The organism is Rhizobium sp. P2_G9, from assembly GCF_056403475.1.
The window spans coordinates 24,699-40,903 of record NZ_JBFUFK010000047.1 but is presented as its reverse complement, the minus strand read 5'-3'; the positions used below and the strand labels follow the sequence as shown (position 1 = coordinate 40,903).

The 16,205-nt window shown below is 59.5% G+C and carries 16 protein-coding genes and 1 pseudogene; 6 read left to right on the top strand and 11 right to left on the bottom strand.

Annotated features, from left to right (window positions below):
• Positions 1–21: 21 nt before the first annotated feature.
• Genes AC1DYF_RS31300 through AC1DYF_RS31280 form a run of 5 tightly spaced genes read right to left on the bottom strand, consistent with a single transcriptional unit; the run spans position 22 to position 4,345 of the window.
• On the bottom strand, positions 22–999 hold the full coding sequence (locus AC1DYF_RS31300) for an NAD-dependent epimerase/dehydratase family protein (protein WP_477881580.1): 978 nt from the start codon (positions 997–999) through the stop codon (positions 22–24).
• Complete coding sequence (locus AC1DYF_RS31295; RefSeq protein WP_477881578.1) at positions 996–1,712, bottom strand: acyltransferase; 717 nt, start codon at positions 1,710–1,712, stop codon at positions 996–998. The genes AC1DYF_RS31300 and AC1DYF_RS31295 overlap by 4 nt, the downstream gene beginning before the upstream one ends.
• The gene (locus tag AC1DYF_RS31290; RefSeq protein WP_477881577.1) at positions 1,702–2,808 is read right to left on the bottom strand and encodes a DegT/DnrJ/EryC1/StrS family aminotransferase; all 1,107 of its coding nucleotides are present in this window, start codon (positions 2,806–2,808) and stop codon (positions 1,702–1,704) included. Before AC1DYF_RS31290 ends, AC1DYF_RS31295 begins: the two co-directional genes overlap by 11 nt.
• Positions 2,805–3,842 carry a Gfo/Idh/MocA family protein gene (locus AC1DYF_RS31285; RefSeq protein WP_477881576.1) on the bottom strand — a complete coding sequence of 346 codons (1,038 nt, stop codon included), beginning with the start codon at positions 3,840–3,842 and terminating at the stop codon, positions 2,805–2,807. The genes AC1DYF_RS31290 and AC1DYF_RS31285 overlap by 4 nt, the downstream gene beginning before the upstream one ends.
• Positions 3,839–4,345: an acyltransferase gene (locus tag AC1DYF_RS31280; RefSeq protein ID WP_477881575.1), complete on the bottom strand. Its 507-nt coding sequence runs from the start codon at positions 4,343–4,345 to the stop codon at positions 3,839–3,841. The genes AC1DYF_RS31285 and AC1DYF_RS31280 overlap by 4 nt, the downstream gene beginning before the upstream one ends.
• A 445-nt stretch (positions 4,346–4,790) precedes the next feature.
• On the opposite strand from AC1DYF_RS31280, the gene AC1DYF_RS31275 reads away from it, so the two are divergent.
• Positions 4,791–5,951: a glycosyltransferase family 4 protein gene (locus AC1DYF_RS31275; RefSeq protein WP_477881574.1), complete on the top strand. Its 1,161-nt coding sequence runs from the start codon at positions 4,791–4,793 to the stop codon at positions 5,949–5,951.
• A gap of 44 nt (positions 5,952–5,995) precedes the next feature.
• A complete protein-coding gene (locus tag AC1DYF_RS31270; protein ID WP_477881679.1) occupies positions 5,996–6,934 on the top strand; it encodes a glycosyltransferase family 2 protein in 939 nt (312 codons plus the stop codon).
• Here AC1DYF_RS31270 and AC1DYF_RS31265 read toward each other — a convergent pair.
• A complete protein-coding gene (locus AC1DYF_RS31265; protein ID WP_477881572.1) occupies positions 6,917–8,383 on the bottom strand; it encodes an O-antigen ligase family protein in 1,467 nt (488 codons plus the stop codon). The two genes, AC1DYF_RS31270 and AC1DYF_RS31265, sit on opposite strands and share 18 nt — an antisense overlap.
• Positions 8,384–8,716: 333 nt before the next feature.
• Here AC1DYF_RS31265 and AC1DYF_RS31260 point away from each other — a divergent pair, with 333 nt between their 5' ends.
• Entirely contained in the window at positions 8,717–9,628 is a 912-nt protein-coding gene (locus AC1DYF_RS31260; RefSeq protein WP_477881570.1) for an FkbM family methyltransferase, read from the top strand.
• 39 nt (positions 9,629–9,667) lie between these two features.
• On the opposite strand, the gene AC1DYF_RS31255 is transcribed toward AC1DYF_RS31260, so the two are convergent.
• Both AC1DYF_RS31255 and AC1DYF_RS31250 read right to left on the bottom strand, forming a co-directional pair.
• Positions 9,668–10,465: a right-handed parallel beta-helix repeat-containing protein gene (locus AC1DYF_RS31255; RefSeq protein ID WP_477881569.1), complete on the bottom strand. Its 798-nt coding sequence runs from the start codon at positions 10,463–10,465 to the stop codon at positions 9,668–9,670.
• Positions 10,466–10,496: 31 nt separating this feature from the next.
• Positions 10,497–11,462 carry a glycosyltransferase family 2 protein gene (locus AC1DYF_RS31250; protein ID WP_477881567.1) on the bottom strand — a complete coding sequence of 322 codons (966 nt, stop codon included), beginning with the start codon at positions 11,460–11,462 and terminating at the stop codon, positions 10,497–10,499.
• 234 nt (positions 11,463–11,696) lie between these two features.
• Between AC1DYF_RS31250 and AC1DYF_RS31245 the strand changes: the two genes are divergently transcribed.
• Positions 11,697–11,960: a hypothetical protein gene (locus AC1DYF_RS31245; RefSeq protein ID WP_477881566.1), complete on the top strand. Its 264-nt coding sequence runs from the start codon at positions 11,697–11,699 to the stop codon at positions 11,958–11,960.
• Between the two features lie 39 nt (positions 11,961–11,999).
• Here the strand turns inward: AC1DYF_RS31245 and AC1DYF_RS31240 are convergent.
• Together AC1DYF_RS31240 and AC1DYF_RS31235 are read right to left on the bottom strand one after the other, a co-directional pair.
• Positions 12,000–12,125: pseudogene (locus tag AC1DYF_RS31240) on the bottom strand (calcium-binding protein); the annotation flags it as partial.
• Positions 12,122–12,772 (bottom strand): right-handed parallel beta-helix repeat-containing protein, encoded by a 651-nt coding sequence (locus AC1DYF_RS31235; protein WP_477881565.1) that lies wholly within the window; start codon positions 12,770–12,772, stop codon positions 12,122–12,124. The pseudogene AC1DYF_RS31240 and the gene AC1DYF_RS31235, both read right to left, overlap by 4 nt.
• 45 nt (positions 12,773–12,817) lie before the next feature.
• Between AC1DYF_RS31235 and AC1DYF_RS31230 the strand changes: the two genes are divergently transcribed.
• A complete protein-coding gene (locus AC1DYF_RS31230) occupies positions 12,818–13,129 on the top strand; it encodes a hypothetical protein (RefSeq protein ID WP_477881563.1) in 312 nt (103 codons plus the stop codon).
• Positions 13,130–13,861: 732 nt separating this feature from the next.
• Positions 13,862–15,103 (top strand): glycosyltransferase family 4 protein, encoded by a 1,242-nt coding sequence (locus tag AC1DYF_RS31225; RefSeq protein WP_477881561.1) that lies wholly within the window; start codon positions 13,862–13,864, stop codon positions 15,101–15,103.
• Here AC1DYF_RS31225 and AC1DYF_RS31220 read toward each other — a convergent pair.
• Positions 15,092–15,994 carry a glycosyltransferase gene (locus AC1DYF_RS31220; RefSeq protein ID WP_477881677.1) on the bottom strand — a complete coding sequence of 301 codons (903 nt, stop codon included), beginning with the start codon at positions 15,992–15,994 and terminating at the stop codon, positions 15,092–15,094. The genes AC1DYF_RS31225 and AC1DYF_RS31220 overlap by 12 nt on opposite strands.
• Positions 15,995–16,205 lie beyond the last annotated feature (211 nt).

Sequence of the window (16,205 nt, the reverse complement as noted above, 5' to 3'; positions counted from 1 at the left end):
GAATCTGAGGACGTGTCGCACTCACGCTGCCTGCCCTCCGATTGCCAGCGCTTTTTCCCGCCGCCACCAGGCGACGAGGTCGCGCAGACCGTCTTCGAGGGATATGCCGGCCTTGAAGCCCAGCAGCTGCTCTGCCTTGCTGATATCGGCAAGCCGCCGCGTCACATTGTTGACCTTGCGCGCCGGCTGATATTCGGCCTCAAGCCCACAGCCCATGACCCGCGACAACATGGCCGCAAGTTCGCGCAAGCTCGTCTCTTCGCCGCTCGCCACATTGAAGACCTGGTCCGTGACGTCAGACTGCGCGGCAAGCACGTTGGCGCGCGCGATGTCATGCACATGCGCGAAGTCCATTGTCTGGCGGCCATCGCCGAGAATGATCGGCCGCTGCCCGGCGGCGAGCCTCTCCATCCAGCGGATCAGCACTTCGGTGTAGACGCCGAACACATCCATGCGCGGGCCGTAGACGTTGAAGTAGCGCAGGGCGATATAGTTCAAGCCGTACATTTCGGCGAAGCTGCGCAGCAAGCCTTCGTTGAAGAGCTTGGCCGCTCCATAGATCGTCCGGTTGTTGTAAGGGTGATGGTCCTCGGTCGTGGGGAAGTTCTCGGCCAGCCCCAGAACGGACGCCGACGAGGCCGCGACGACTTTCGAGACCCCGGCTTTGACTGCCGCCTCGAGCACATCGAACGTGCCTCCGGCAAGGACGTCGAATGCCAGCCTCGGCTCCTCGGCACACTGGGTTATCCGGATGGCTGCCTGGTGAAAGACGATGTCGACGCCCTCAAAGGTTTCCGCCAGCAGTTTCCGATCCCTGATATCACCCTCCACGACGGTCACTTTCGCCATGCGCGCCGCATTGGCGAGATTCTCCCGCCGGCCACGGACGAAATTGTCCAGGACGATGATTTCGGACGGCTTCTCAAGGGCGAGCTGGTCGGCAATATGCGAGCCGATAAGACCTGCACCACCGGTGATCAAGATACGTTTGTTCTTCATGTTGACACCGTCCTTGATGTTGTGCGGTCGGCGGGCTCATCCCGCCAGCGGACGAATTTTGCCGGCACGCCGGCGACGATGGAGAACGGCTCGACATCCGAGACCACGACGGCTCCGGCAGCGACAATGGCCCTTTCACCGACAGTGACGCCGGGAAGTATCGTGGCGCTTGTGCCGATATCGGCCCAAGCGCCGATTTGAATGGGATTGATTTCGAGATCGGTGCGGATGATGGGCACGTCGAACGGGAAGGCGGTATGCGCAGAGCCGAGGATTCGAGCACCAGGTCCCCAACCGACGTGATCCCCGATGATCACTTCGCGGGCATCGAGATAGGCTTGCGGGCCGATCCAGACATTGTCGCCGATCTTGCAGGTGCCGTCGAACCGGCCCTGGATATAGGCCTGCGCGCCGATAAACACGCCCTTGCCGATCTCGAAGGTCTCCGGATGCTTGAAACCTGCGCCACTGCCGACCTGCAGGCCGGGACCGCAATGCAGCGTGATGGCTTGCCAGATCGCCTTGCGCATCAGCGTATCGACAAAACCGTCGCCCGCCGCGAAGCGACCGTAGAGTTCCATGAGACCGGGTGTGCCGTATCTCTGCTTCAGCTCCGCGACGAGGCCGATGTGAAATTCGGGATCGACGGGATTTTCGCGCAGACCGTGGAAAGCGGGGACGATTCTCGATCTGGCGGTCGCATCAGCTGACATAGGCGTCTTGCTCCACCGCAGCGACCACGCCATCGACCTGTCGATCGGTCATTTCCGGATAGATGGGCAGTGAGAGCATTTCGCGCGCCGCCGCTTCCGAGACAGGGAAATCGCCCTGGCTGTAGCCGAGATCGGCATGCGCCTTTTGCAGATGCACCGGGATCGGATAGTGCAAGCCAGTCTGTATCCCTCCGTCGTTGAGCGTCCATTGGAGCCGGTCGCGGTCTCGACATCTCACGGCATAGATATGGTAGACATGGCGCCGGTCCGGGGCTTCGGCCAAGGTCTCGACGACGGTATTGCCCTTGAGCTTGCTCGAATAGCTTGCAGCATGCCGCCGCCGCGCCATGATCCAATCCTCCAGGTGCCTGAGCTTGACGCGCAGGATCGCTCCCTGCAGGCCGTCCATGCGATAGTTGAAGCCTTTGATCACATGATGATAGCGCTGCTCCTGGCCCCAGTCCCGCAGCATGCGAAGCATTTTGGCATGTTCGTCGCTGTCGGTGACCGCCATTCCACCTTCACCGCAGGCGCCCAGATTCTTGCCCGGATAAAAGCTGAAACAACCGATCGATCCGATACTGCCGGCGCGCTTGCCGTGATATTCCGCGCCATGGGCCTGGCAGGCATCCTCGATGACCGGGATGCCATGGCGATCGGCTATGGCCTGGATCGCATCCATATCGGCCATCTGACCGTAGAGATGCACGGGGATGATCGCCTTGGTGCGGGATGTAATTGCCGCCTCCAGCCTGGAGGCGTCCATCGTCAGCGTCCGCGACTCCACGTCGACGAAAACCGGCCGGGCGCCGACATAGCAGATGGCCGATGCGGTGGCGACGAAGGTGAACGGCACGGTGATGACTTCGTCGCCCGGCCCGACCCCCAGAGCCAGCAGGGCCAGATGCAGTGCACTGGTTCCCGTGTTGACTGCAACGGCATGCCTGGTCCCGCAATAGGCGGCGAATTCGCGCTCAAAGCTCGCCACCTCTTCTCCGAGTACATAATGTGCCGACGCCAGGACATTCAGCACTGCGGCGTCGATTTCGCCCTTGAGCGATTGATATTGCGCTTTCAAGTCAAGGAACGGGATCATGCGGTCTGCCTCGCCTCTGCGAGTTCGACAATCTTGCCGCGCTGCGCCAATGACTGGGTGGCGGCTTCGAGAATGCGCACGACCCGCAACCCGGCATGGCCATCCGAGGTGGGCCGCCCCTGGGTCTCGATGCAGTCGACAAACTGCCTCAACTCTCTCCCGAGCGCTTCCGTGATATCGATCTGGGGCGCATACATATCCCCGGAACGGTATCCGACGAGCATCTGGTAGACCTTCTCGCCATTCTTCTGCGGATTGCCGTTCAACGTGATGCCCTTGTCGTAGACCTTGATCTTCTCGCTCGGCTCGAGGTCGTCATAGACGATCATCTTGTTGCTGCCGCCGATCAGCGTGCGACGCACCTTCACCGGTGCGAGCCAGTTGACATGGATATGGGCGATCAGCTTGCTCTCGAAGAACAAGGTCAGATAGGCGATGTTTTCGGGCTCGCCGGCCACATGGCTCATGCCTGTGGCGGAAACCGCAACGGGTTTCTCGTCCACCACATAGTCGAGGATCGAGAGATCGTGGACCGCCAAGTCCCAGACGACGCTGACATCATGCTGGAACAGCCCGAGATTGACCCGCACGGAGTCGTAATAATACATGTCACCGAGCCCGTTTTCGACGATTTCCCGCATCTTTCGGACCGCACCGGTATGGATGAAGGTATGGTCGACCGCCAGCACGAGGCGGCGGCGTGCCGCCTCCTCGATCATACGCCTGCATTCCGTCGAGGTTGCCGCCATCGGCTTTTCGACAAAGACATGCTTGCCGGCCATCAACGCCTTCATGGCCAGCCGGAAATGGGTTGAAACGGGCGTCGCGATAGCAACCGCATGAACCTGCGGATCAGCAAGCACCGCATCGAAATCGTCGGTGATTTCGATCGTCGGATAGCGAACCTTGACATTCGTCAGCCGCTCTTTCACCAAATCGCATACCGAGACAACACGGACGCCGGGAATTTCCGAGAAATTCCGGACCAGATTAGGCCCCCAATATCCGTAGCCAACAACAGCAACACCGATCATCTGGCTCTCCCGGCCGCCCGCTCCATCGCGGGTTTGTCTTGTGTGTAGCCAACGATCCGGGCCGGCACCCCGACGACGATGGCATGGTTGGGAACATCCTCGATCACCACGGCGCCGGCGCCGATCTGCGCGTTTTCACCGATCGTCACACCCGGCAGGATGGTGGCATTGCTGCCGATCGAGGCACCGCGCTTGACCAAGGTCGGAAGCACAGTCCAATCGCTGTCGGTTTGCAGGCTGCCGTCGGGATTGGTGGCGCGGGGATGCAGGTCGTTGGTGAACATGACGCCGTGTCCAATGAACACGTTGTCTTCGATCGTCACGCCTTCGCAGACGAAGGAGTGGCTGGATATCTTGCAATTTCTGCCGATGACGGCATTCTTCTGGATCTCAACGAATGTGCCGATCCTCGTTCCGGCGGCAATCCTGCAGCCGTAAAGATTGACGAGGTCGGGATGATGGATGACGACGCCCTCATCTAGAATAACGCTTGTCGCGATCATGCCGTGACGTCTCCTCATCATTCGGGCGCAGCAGCGGGATGATTCGAATTCGCCTCTTACCGTCGGCTGCAACGAACAACTACTATGCCGTTCAAGTAGGAAAGCGATTTTCTCTTGGCTGGTAAACGATGCAAAAAGTCGTATCGTAGCTCACAAAGACGTATACGCCCAAATCGGCTCTTCTTTAGCCGGCTTGCAACCACGTAGATCCTATATAGTCCTGTTTTTGCTCGATTGGCATTTCTCCCTTTGTCACTAGTACGCCAAAAGGCGTATGAAATTGTTGGAATCTGACATCACTACCTATTTCACCCCATAGCCTCATCCGAAGTCTGAAATTCAAAGTGCCGGCAAAACCGATATCCTCCTGTAAACAATGCGTGCAGGCACTGCTGGCAGGCAATCATCGAGCGAATGGGATCATATGCAGCAGCAGCCCAGACTTATGATAGCGACGCGCGTCTTCGGCGCCAGCGGTCAGCCCTGGATGTGGCGACAGGTGACGGGCCTCAGCGGCTTCGCGAAGGAAGTCGTCTGCTGGGAACGGCAGAATGCTGCGTCGCAGGCCACTGCGGATATCGAGGAGCATGTTCTGGGCGGCCTTGTGGCGCCCTACGATACGCGCGAGCGTTGGCTTCATCGGCTGCGAAACCTGCATCACGGCAATTTCTATGCTGCGACCGGCAAGGAACGGTCATCGCTCCAGGCGTTGCTGGCATCGAGCAAGCCCGACCTCATCCTGTGCAATTTCGGCGATATAGCGATGCGAATGCTGCCTTCTGCGTCCACGGCAGGCATTCCTCTGGTCGCTTATTTCCACGGCGATTTCTCCTTCGTCCGAAATCGATGGTACCGCTGGAGCCTCACCCGGTGCCTCAGGGGTTTCAGCGCAATTGTCGTGGTCACGGACGCCGAAAAGCAATGGCTGGTGCGTCACGGCGTGCCGGCGGAGACCGTTCATTTGATCCCCTGCGGCGCACCGACAAGGCTGTTTCAACCACGGCAGGATCGATCGGACGATCAGGTCCGCTTCGTCATGGCTTCGCGTCTTTCCGAGGACAAGGGCTGCGATATTTCGATCGAGGCTTTTGCACGCGTCGCCGCTCTCAATCCGAACGCTCGGCTCGACATCTATGGTGACGGTCCGACGCGTGCAAAACTCGAAGCATTGGTCGGCAAACTCGGCCTTGAGGCGCGCGTAGAATTTCACGGCTATGTCGATGAGGTGCGTCTTGCCGGAGCGCTGCCGCAGCATGACGTCTTCATCCAGCATTCGCGCATAAAGGAGGGCTCCCCGGTCGCGATCGTGGAAGCGATGGCCTGTGCGCTGCCGGTCGTCGCCACTGCGGTGGGCGGCATTCCCGACCAGGTCGAGCCAGGACGCACGGGCTTTCTCGTTGCCGATGGCGATGGTGAGGGCATGTCTGCAGCCATGCTGAAGCTGGCCGGCGATACTGCACTGCGTAAGAGATTGGGTGGCGAAGCGCGCAGGCAAGCCATGCTTCGCCACGATGCCGACACACAGACCCGGCGTCTCGGCGCCGTGCTGAGGCAAGTACTTTACGGGCAGCATGCCCCTGTCGAACAGGACCTGAAAGCGTCATGACATCCGTCGAAGTCATCGTACCCTGCTATAATTATGCGCGTTACCTGTCCGCATGCGTCGAAAGCGTGCTGTCGCAGGAGAATGTCGACGTCAGCGTGTTGATCATCGATGACCAGTCCACCGACGACACGCCGGAGGTCTGCCGGCAACTGACCCAGATGGATCGTCGCGTGCGCGTCATTCGTCACACGGTCAATCAAGGTCCCATCGCGACCTTCAATGAAGGCCTGGCGCAAGCAAGCGCAAAATATGTGCTTCTRCTGTCTGCCGACGACGCGATCACCCCCGGCAGCCTTTACCGCGCAACCTCGCTGATGGAAGACGAGCCCGAAATCGGCTTTACCTTCGGCAATGTCATCGACATCCAACGTGACGGCACCACCGAGCGTGGCTATCCGCTCGGCAATCGCCAGGACATGCCCGCCCGCCAGGTCCTGTCCGGACCTGAATTCATCAGGCGATCGGGGGCAACGAATATCGTTCCAACCCCCACGGCGGTGGTGCGCACGACCCTGCATCACAAGGTTGGCCTCCATCATCCCGAGCTCAAGCATACCGGCGACATGGAGATGTGGTTGAGACTGGCGTCGCATGCGGCCGTCGGATTCATCAACGACGATCAGGGCATCTATCGGCGTCATGCATCAAACATGTCGCTCGGCTATAACAATGAGCACAGGCTTGCGGATCTCCTGCAGCGCAAGCGCGCGCTCGATATACTCTTTACCCATGCAGGGCCGCATCTTGCTGAAAGCCCGGACTTGCGGCAGTTCCTGATCGAGGATCTGGGGAAAGAGGCATTGCGACAGGCGGGAATGGCTTTCAACGATTCTCAATTGCAGTCCGCCGCAGCCATCAAGCACTTTGCCCTGGACATATATCCGGGTGCGCGCACGACCTTGCCTTGGGCGAAACTGATCGTCAAGGAAACCTTGGGGCTGCGGAACTGGCGCGCCCTGAATGCGCTATTGCGGGCTTCCTGAACGTTGTCGCGAAGGGCGAGTGGACGGTTGCCGTGTTCGCGGTAGTGCCTGCCTGTTCGCCGGCCGCTRGGACATGGCATTTGGGTCGGCCGGGCGCGGTGGATCGACCGGGCCAGAATCCCGCTCTGGGCGAGAATCGACGAGCCAGGCCCCGCTTCCCATCAGGAACAGAAAGAGCACATAAGTCGCATTCCAGAAATGTACCGTCCACCCGGCGAGGAAGTAGCTGGTCATGACGATCAGGAATGCGACCCGGTAGCGCTCCAGACCGGGGTCCACAATCTTCCTGAACCCCACCGAAAACACTGTCAGCAGAAAACTCGACATCATGAATATGCCCGCGGGCAGGCCGAAGAGAATGGCATGGTAGAGCCAGAACATGTCGATGCTTGCGGGCATCCAGTCCGGCCGGTCCCAACTGCCGAATCCGACGCCATATAGAGGATGATTCATCACGGACATGGAACCGAAATGCCATATCAGAACGCGATAATAAGCCGACGCCTGGTCAAATGAAAAATGTGTCAGCAGGAATTCCGGCACCGTCTGATTGGAAACCAGGCTTATGGCCACCCACATCGCGGCGACAAGCGCCCACATCAGCCTCCAGCGCATCTCATTGTCGCGTAGCGCCCAATTCCATGAGAGAAGGCCGACCTGCACCACCAGCGCCGACAACGGGCCGGAGGACAGGCTGAGGAAGGCAGTCAGCAGCACCGCACCCGACAATGCCCAGCGCTGAGCGAAAGGCCGCCGATCGCCCAGCACCAAATGCACGAGCGCCAGGATGGCGCCGGTCGACACGCCGAACAGGATGGGATGTTCAAAGACGGACTGCACGCGCCGCAATCCCCAGCGCGGCTCCGCCTCGGAGATGACGTGGGTTCGCGAGAACTTCGCGAAGAAAATCATCAAGTCGTTCGAATTGCGGACGGCTTCCATAATTGCGAACGGCAGGAGAGCGGCGATGATCCAGAACAGCAGGCGCGTCATTGCATGAAATTGACGCGGGCTTCTGACGAAGCAGCGGCCGAGAAGATAGGATCCCGCCGTCTCGACAAACATCACGCCGCCGGTTTGTATCCCGCTTCCCACACCCTGGATGACGGCCAGGCTGACGATGCACCATAGGCAATAGAGCATGATCGCGATGTCGGCCGCACGGATGCCACCGGCTTTCCCGGACAGCCAGATCCAGAGGCAGGGCACGGTGGTGATGAGCAGGACGACCCGGAAAGGCGAGACGATAAGCGAGCCGACCGTCCAGAGCCAGGGGAGGAACAGGGTGATGATAAAGGCGATTGCCGGCCATGCCAGCGCTTTTCCCGGCAATGTCGTCTTTTCAGGCTTCTGTTCCGGCATCAGCCTGGAACGAGATGGGGCTCGCCCGGGCAGATCCAGATCCGGAGCAACGCCCATCGCGGGAGAAGCTCTCAGCAAATGCCGCATTTTCTGCCTCCGCTGGTACTACACAACTTGCCAACCTCACGGTGCGTGCGGATTGGTCGCCACCCCATGAGGTCAGCGCCCTACCATAGCTTGATCGGAAGACGATCGGCTTGCGAGTCACCAACGACTGCCAAAAAGAGGTAGGAAGCCTTTGACCAAAAGGTTTATTCGCACGTCATCGGATACGCCAAACAGGTTTCCGCGCGGCATTCCGCGGCCGGTTCGCGGCGCCCCTACGCCTTGCTTCCAGGTTTTATGACACGCGGATTGCCAATAACCTTCTCGCAAGGCTCAACGGCGGTTGAGGTGAAAATGTCTTCGGGAAAAGGTTCGATGCAGACACTTCTTCGCAAGGCCCATTACTGGACCGACAAGATGTTCTGGGGGGTGCGGATTGTCGGCGCCGGTGCCGCGCTCAGAGGCGTGGCAAGGATGGGTTATCTTTATGTGCGTCGGCCAAAGCGAAGCAGGCTCAGGCTGCGATCGGGCGAGGTGCTCGAATTCGCCTTTCCAAATCAGCTGCCGCGCGCGCTATTGATGTTCGGCGATTTCGTCGACCCAGAATTCGCTTTCCTGCGCAAAATCGCCCGGCCCGACTGGATTGTGGCCGATGTCGGTGCGGCGATAGGCCAGTTCACGATATTTGCGGCGGCCTTGCCGGTCGCCTGTGTCCATGCTTTCGAGCCGAGCGGTGCAAACTACCAGACGCTGTCGGAGAATGTCGCGCTGAACGCGCGCAGCGATCGGGTGCAAGGCCACAAAATAGCATTTTCGAATGCCGACTCGGAATCGATGTTCGAAACCACGGCCAGCACCTGGGTAAGCGGCCTCAGCGACAAAGGCAGCGAGCCCGTGTCGGTGCGCACACTGTCGGGGGAATTCGAAAGATTGGGGCTCTCGCATGTCTCGGTGCTGAAGATCAACGTTGCCGGCTTCGAGCCGCCCGTTCTCGAAGCAGCCCAGGCCTTTCTGGCGAAAGGAGGCGCCGATATCCTCGTCCTGCTGCTCGGGCTTGCCTCGCTACCATGGTATGCGAAGATCGCCGAACTCGGTTATCGCTTCTTCTATTTTCATCCCGAGGAGAATGCGCTCTACGAGGTCACGGCCTTCGATGCGAGCTCGGTGCTGGATTTTCGCCCATGGCCGGCGCGCCACATTCTGGCAATTCGTCATGCCGCGCTTGCCGATTTGATCGGCAAGGAGATTTCGCTCCGCAAGAACCGGGACAGCGGTGCAGCGCCATAAAATCCCGCTGTGGGGCGGTCCCCGGCCGGCAAACGGTTCTCAGGGTTTGACGAGCATGTCCGCCTGGACATTGCGGCCAAGATCAATATTGCCTGAGAGGACCGGCGTGTTGCCGTAGAGCGCAAAATTTCCCCAGACCGACCCGCCGAGCTTGTTGTTGACGATCTTGATCGAGGCGCTGTCAACCGCCCCGCCCTTGAAGCGACCGTCGATATAGAGGGCGTAGCCGCCGCCGATCAGCCGATTGCCTTCCACCACGATCTCCGACAGACCGGTGAAGTAATTGTCCAGCATGATCGCCGATGTCTGTTCATGCGAATTGACGATCGTGTTGTTAACGATGGTGATATGGTCGGCGCCATTGATCTCGATGCCGTCGTAATGCGCATCCTTTCCGCCGCGGAGATCATGGATGAAATTGTCGCGGATATCCGTGGGGCCGGTGACATTGATGCCATTCTCGACGTCGTGAATGTCGTTGTGCAGGTAGCGGCCGAAACCGAGCACGCCGTTGACGGTGGTGCCGCGGCCATCGATTTCGCTGTCGCGCAAGGTAAAGCCGGTCGCTTTCGGCATGAGCTGCAGCGCATGCCACGGCGTTGCGGACACGAGCTTGATATTTTTCAGCGTGACATTCTTGGCCTCGATAATGATGTTGCCGTGCACCTCGAGATGCTCCACGACAGCATCATCTTCCGTGACGTGGTAGGTACCGGTATATTGGGTCAGGGCCGCAGGGGCCGGCGCGTTGGCGGTCGTGTTGGTGACCTCTTGCGTCGACACCAACAGCAAGGCGAGCGCCAGTGCGGCAATCAGGACGCTCCAGCGAACGACCATGTCTCACATCCTTCTCTGACGGAACGAGGGTTCACGCCGTGCCCGAACCGGGTTGCCGGGCCGTGGCCGGAACCATGCGGCGGCGGGGCTCGGGCCTGCTGACGATCATGCGAAAGAGTTTTCTGCACGCCGAACCGGCCAGCATCAGGACGTGGCCAGGGTGGTCCTTGAGCCCTGCGAGGACAAAGGCCAGCCCCCATCTTTTCTTGCCGAATTTGTAGAGCGCGATGCCCAGGTCGATCCGCATTCTCGACCGGTGACGCCGCCTGATGTCGAGCGCCGCCCTGTTCTTTCGCAGGATACGCAGGAGACCGATCGTCTGTTTCCTGCCGCTTGACGATATGCTGTCTGGCGAGATGAAGCCAAGCACGACCGGTTCGATATCTTCGTAGACGACAGTCTTCTGCACCAGGCGGATGGCGAATTCCCAATCCTCGTTGGCGCGTGCGCAGCTGTCGAACCAGGTTCGGTCCGGCATGCAATCACATCGAAAGAGCGCATTCTGCAGACTGATGCGATTTTCCGTCAAAAGACGGTCGACCTGGTCCTCGTCGAGTCTAAGCTGGCCCGCGGGGCCCGGCGCATAGGCGATCCTGGCGGGGCCGTAATTGAAGGCGGCATCGCGCCCATAAAGTATCTTCGCGCCGGTCACGACACCGATATGATCGGGGAGCGTCGACAGAAGCGCGACCTGCTTCATCAGTTTTGCAGGCAACCAGATATCGTCGCTGTCCTGGAAGGCGATAAATTTGCCTTGCGCGAGCGCAAGACCGGTATTCCGCGCCGCCGCGGCGCCGCCGTTCCGGCTTCGCCGGACATATTTCACCCGCGTGTCGCCGATGCTCAGAACAACATTCTCCACATCTTCGGTCGACCCGTCATCGACAACGATCAGCTCCAAATCTTCGTAGGATTGGGTCAGCACGCTCATCATCGCCGCGCGCAAGGTCTTCGTTCGATTGAAGGTCGGCAATATGACTGACACATTGACGGTCAAAGCTATCTCCCATTGCCCGGCATAAGCGGGTCCGCGACGGGTGATCGCCAATCAGAGTGCTACACCGGCGGCGAAGATACGTCACGGCAAGCCGGATCGCATGCAAACTCCGCCCAAATCTCGCATGACGGGCGGAGTATGGAAAGGGCTGCAAATGGGGGCAGTGCTTATCCTTTGGGATGGGCTTCCGGCATGCGGGATCGGCCACCGGCAAGGGATTTGCCGGCGGCCGTCTTGTCACATGAGCAGGATGTCGCTCGCCGTCATTGCGTGACCGTGATCAAGAACGACGACTTCGACCTGCGCCGCAGACCCGTTGCCATCGCTGTCGTAGTAAAGGGTATGGTTGGTGGGGTCGAATATGAAGTGATCATCGGAGTCGACTGCCGCTGTACCGACCCTGAATTCACTCGCATTCAACGTGCCGGTCTCACCGGAGTCGGCGTAAAATATCAGTTTGTCATCCGAGCGAAAGTTATTGATATGATCGACGGCTGAAGTGGCCAGGGAATCCTCTCGGAAGATGAACCGGTCGGCACCCGGACCACCGGTCAGCTGGTCGCTGCCGCTGCCGCCTTCGATATCGTCACCGCCTGAACCTCCCTTGACAACGTCGTCGCCGGCGCCGCCGTAGAGAGTATCGGCACCCGCACCGCCTTTCAGGAGGTCGTCGCCTTCAAGCCCCTTATAGGCGTTTGGTCCAGGCCGACATTACCGCTGAGGATCGGCTTATCGTCGTAGAAGGCATAATTGCCCCATAGACCGTCGCCGATCTGGTTGTTGGTGATCTTGATCGAGTTGTCGTCCACGGTGCCGCCACCGAAACGGCCGTCGAGATAGACCGTATAGCCGCCGCCCACCAGCCGGTTGTTGGCTATGGTGATGTTGGACAGGCCGCCGAAATAGTTGTCCAGCATGACCGCCGACGTCTGGCTGTTGTCGTTGACGATCGTGTTGTGGATGAGTTGCATGTCCGGCGCGCCATTGTTCTCAATGCCGTCGAAATGCGCATCGGGTCCACCAGCCAGGTCATGGATATAGTTGTCCTGGATGAGGGCGGGTCCGGTGACATTGATGCCGTTCTCGACACCATGCAGGTTGTTTCGCAGGAATGTGCCATAGCCGAAAATGGCATTGACGGTGTGGCCGCCGCCATCGATGTCGCTGTCTTTGCTGATGACGGCATTGTCCTGGGTGACGACATAGGTTCCGGTATAGACCTGGAGCTTGCTTCCCGAGGCGACGCCGGTATTGGTGTCGTCGGGATAGGTTGTTGCCGCCGCCGCCGCAGCGGCAGTCGGGGCGCTCAAGGCAGCGCTCGCGCTCGTTTCCAAGGATGCGGCCGCATTCGCTGCATGGGCGGTCGCGGCAAGAGCGTTGATGTCGACATCAGCATGGGTGGCGTGAACATCGTTGGTCTGGGCCTGGAGGTCTGTCGGTGTGTTGGCGCTGCTGGCCACGGACGTCGGGGCTTCCGTTCCGGCTACGACATGGTGGCCGTGACCCTGATGGAAGTCATGAACGGAGAGATCCGCGGCATGGTGGAAAAGCCCATCAAGGCCATTCGCGCCGTCAATCATGCTGTTCGCCGAAGTCCCGGCTCCGGTCCAATCGTGCTGCTCCAGGACCGCATTGCTGAAGAGCTGGGGATCCGCGCCAAAGGTTAGCGCCTCTGATATATCGGTATTGATACCGTGAAATTGGCTTCTCAAGGTTTCATCCGCCTTTCTCCCAGCCTGTTCCCGCCGCTCTCGACTGGAATTCGAGAGCCGCAGAATAGCGATCCGGGGTTAGTGCTTTCGTGGTAGGTCCTCACTGCCTCGGAGGGTCCCTAAAATAGTTTTGTCTGGTTGGCAACGCGGGCTCTCCGCCGAGAAGCCCCTGCAATAACTGCCCCATTGTCGCCACAATGCGCACAAAAACCTTGTGCGGAACTTGAAAGTATTGAATTAATTGTGCGATGCCATAATTTCGATTTTATACTATTTGGACATGGAAGGTGTTGCTATATCATTACTTTCGCCGCTAATTTAGCGATTGAAATCGTTAGAAAAAAAACAACGAGTTGACGGCCGATATTACTTGACATTTTCCGATCGCTCGAATTTCGGTTTTTTTGTAAATTTTGAACATTTTTCCACTAAAAAAAGGCATAAATTTTGGAATGGCAGCGCGGGTTTGACCGTGGAATGGAGCCGATCGGAAATATTTTTGGGCCGTTCGTCCACCGAATCACCCGCTATTTTTCCGTCACCGGCGAATGACGGCATTGAACCGCAAAGCCTGCCTGCTAGCATTCACACTTGCGGATCGCGCTCCAGCCTTCGCGCTGCTCGCCGGCCTTCCGCATAGACTGATAGGGATGCCGTCCTGCGATCGGCAGCAAGGAGTTGGAGTCCGTGGCGAAAATCCTGCTTGTTGCGCCGACCTGCAATGGCGAGGACGTCGGCGAAGCCTGGGTCGCCTATCAATGGGCGCGGCGGCTTGCCGAACGCCATGACATCACCTTGCTGACCTATTGCAAACGCGGCGCAAAGCCGGCGGCAGAGCAATTGTCCGGCATGCGCATCGTCGAATGGCTGGAACCACCCCTGCTCGGACGCGCCGAGCGATTGAACAGCATCCTCAAACCGGGCTACGTCCCGTTTTATTTCCGGGCGCGCCGCTGGATCGCCAACGCGCTTGCCAAGGGCGAACAGTTCGATCTCGCGCATCAGCCGGTGCCGGTGGCGATGCGCTATCCTTCTCCCGCCGCCAACCTTGGCATGCCGCTGGTGATCGGGCCGCTGGGAGGCGGATTGGCGAGCCCGCCGGGCTTCGCGGCGGACGAGGGCTCCACCCCATGGTTCATGAAGCTGCGGCATCTGGATCGTTTTCGGCTTCGCTGGGACCCGGTTCTGCGCTCGACATTCCAGGGCGCCGATTGCGTGCTTGGCATTGCAGGCTATGTCCGCGAGCATCTGACCGGCCTGCAGCTGCAAAGGTTCGAGGTGATGAGCGAGACCGGTCTCGATGACGTGCCGGAGCCGGTCGATCGCTCGCAGAGGTCAGGGCCGGTCAAACTGCTGTTCGTCGGCCGGCTGATCCGCACGAAGGGCGTGCGCGACGTCATCCGTGCCATGAATCTGCTGCGCGACCTGCCGGTCGAGCTCGACATCGTCGGAGAAGGGCCGGAGAGGGATGAATGCGAGCGGCTGATGTCGAGCCTCGGGCTCGCCGGGCGAATCTGCCTGCATGGCTGGAAGTCGAAGGCAGAGCTTTCGCAATTCTACCGGCAAGCCGATGTCTTCGTCTTTCCCAGCTATCGCGAGCCTGGCGGGAATGTTGCGCTGGAGGCCATGGGGTTTTCGCTTCCGCTGATCGTCGTCGATCGCGGCGGTCCGGGAAGCGCGGTCTCGCCGCTSTGTGCCGTMAAGCTCTCCGCCACCACGCCCGACGCGCTGGCAATCGATGTCGCCGAGGCGATCCGCCGGCTGGCGACGGACGCTGCGCTACGCCGAAAGATGGGTGTGGCAGCCTACGAGCATGTCCGGCAAACCGCCCTGTGGTCGGCAAAACTGGATCGGATGGATTGCATCTATGCCGACCTGATCAAACAGGCCCAAAGGTCGGCACCCCTTGCCGTTGCCTCACCAGCGTGAAAGCGCTGCCCAAAGTGCTGCACGGTGGCCTGGACCGAGCGTGAAGCGCATGGTTTCGCCGACGATGATGGCTAGCCGGAATAGTATTGTGGCCGCAGGTCCGTGATGGCGCCGATAGTAATGGATACGATTGGCCGTCATCAGTGCCGAAAGATAAGGATTTGCATGATATTCGCCGCCGATATGCACGGCGCGAGCCCTGGCCTCATAGGTGATCTGCAATCCCGCCCGACGGACCCTCTCCATATAGTCGACTTCCTCGCTATAGAGAAAGAAGGACTCGTCCCAAAGCCCGACTGTCCGGCGCGCCAGCCCTGAAACAGCAAGCGCTGCGCCGGTGGCCCATTCCACCGCGCCGCCGCGCCGGTAGAGTTGCGGCGTTGCCACGATTTCACCGAGACCAAGAGAGGCCGCGATTTTGGAGCCAAGCAGCGAGTCCGCCCAGACAGTCAGCAGGCTGGGTTCGCGACGCAGCGACTTTGCAATCGTGCCGTCCTCATTCAGAATCTGGGGCACCGCGATGCCGACTTTGTCGCCGCGAAGCCGCTTGTAAAGATGGTGCATGCATCCCTTGCTCAGACGTATGTCCGGATTGAGGATGAGAATATCCGATTCCGCTGCGATCAAATCCGTCGCGGCATTGATGCCGGCCGCATAGCCGGCATTTCGCCCCATGCGGATCACCTTGGCTTTGACGGAATGCTGCTCGGCAATTTCCGCCGACAGATCATGAGAATCGTTGTCGACGACGATCACCTCATATCGATCGATTCCTTCCAATCCCGATGACAACGAATCCAGCAAGCCAGGGAGGACAGCAGCGCTGTTGTACGTCACGATGATGACCGCGACAGCCGCCGCTGCCTTCGTATGAACCGGTGCTGTCGTCATCTCTCTCGCGGCTTCGGATGGTTCGGAAAACACGTTCATCTCCGCTCCCTGGTTTCGGATCAGGCATTATATCCTCTCGCGAGACGGCTCACACCGAAAGACTGCCGAGAGAGGTAGCGCTACCCCGCCAATCATACTCCACTAAGTCGTAGAGCCGATCAGAATTACTTTCGGCATCCTTCTATCGGCGCATATCTGCATTGCCGGACAT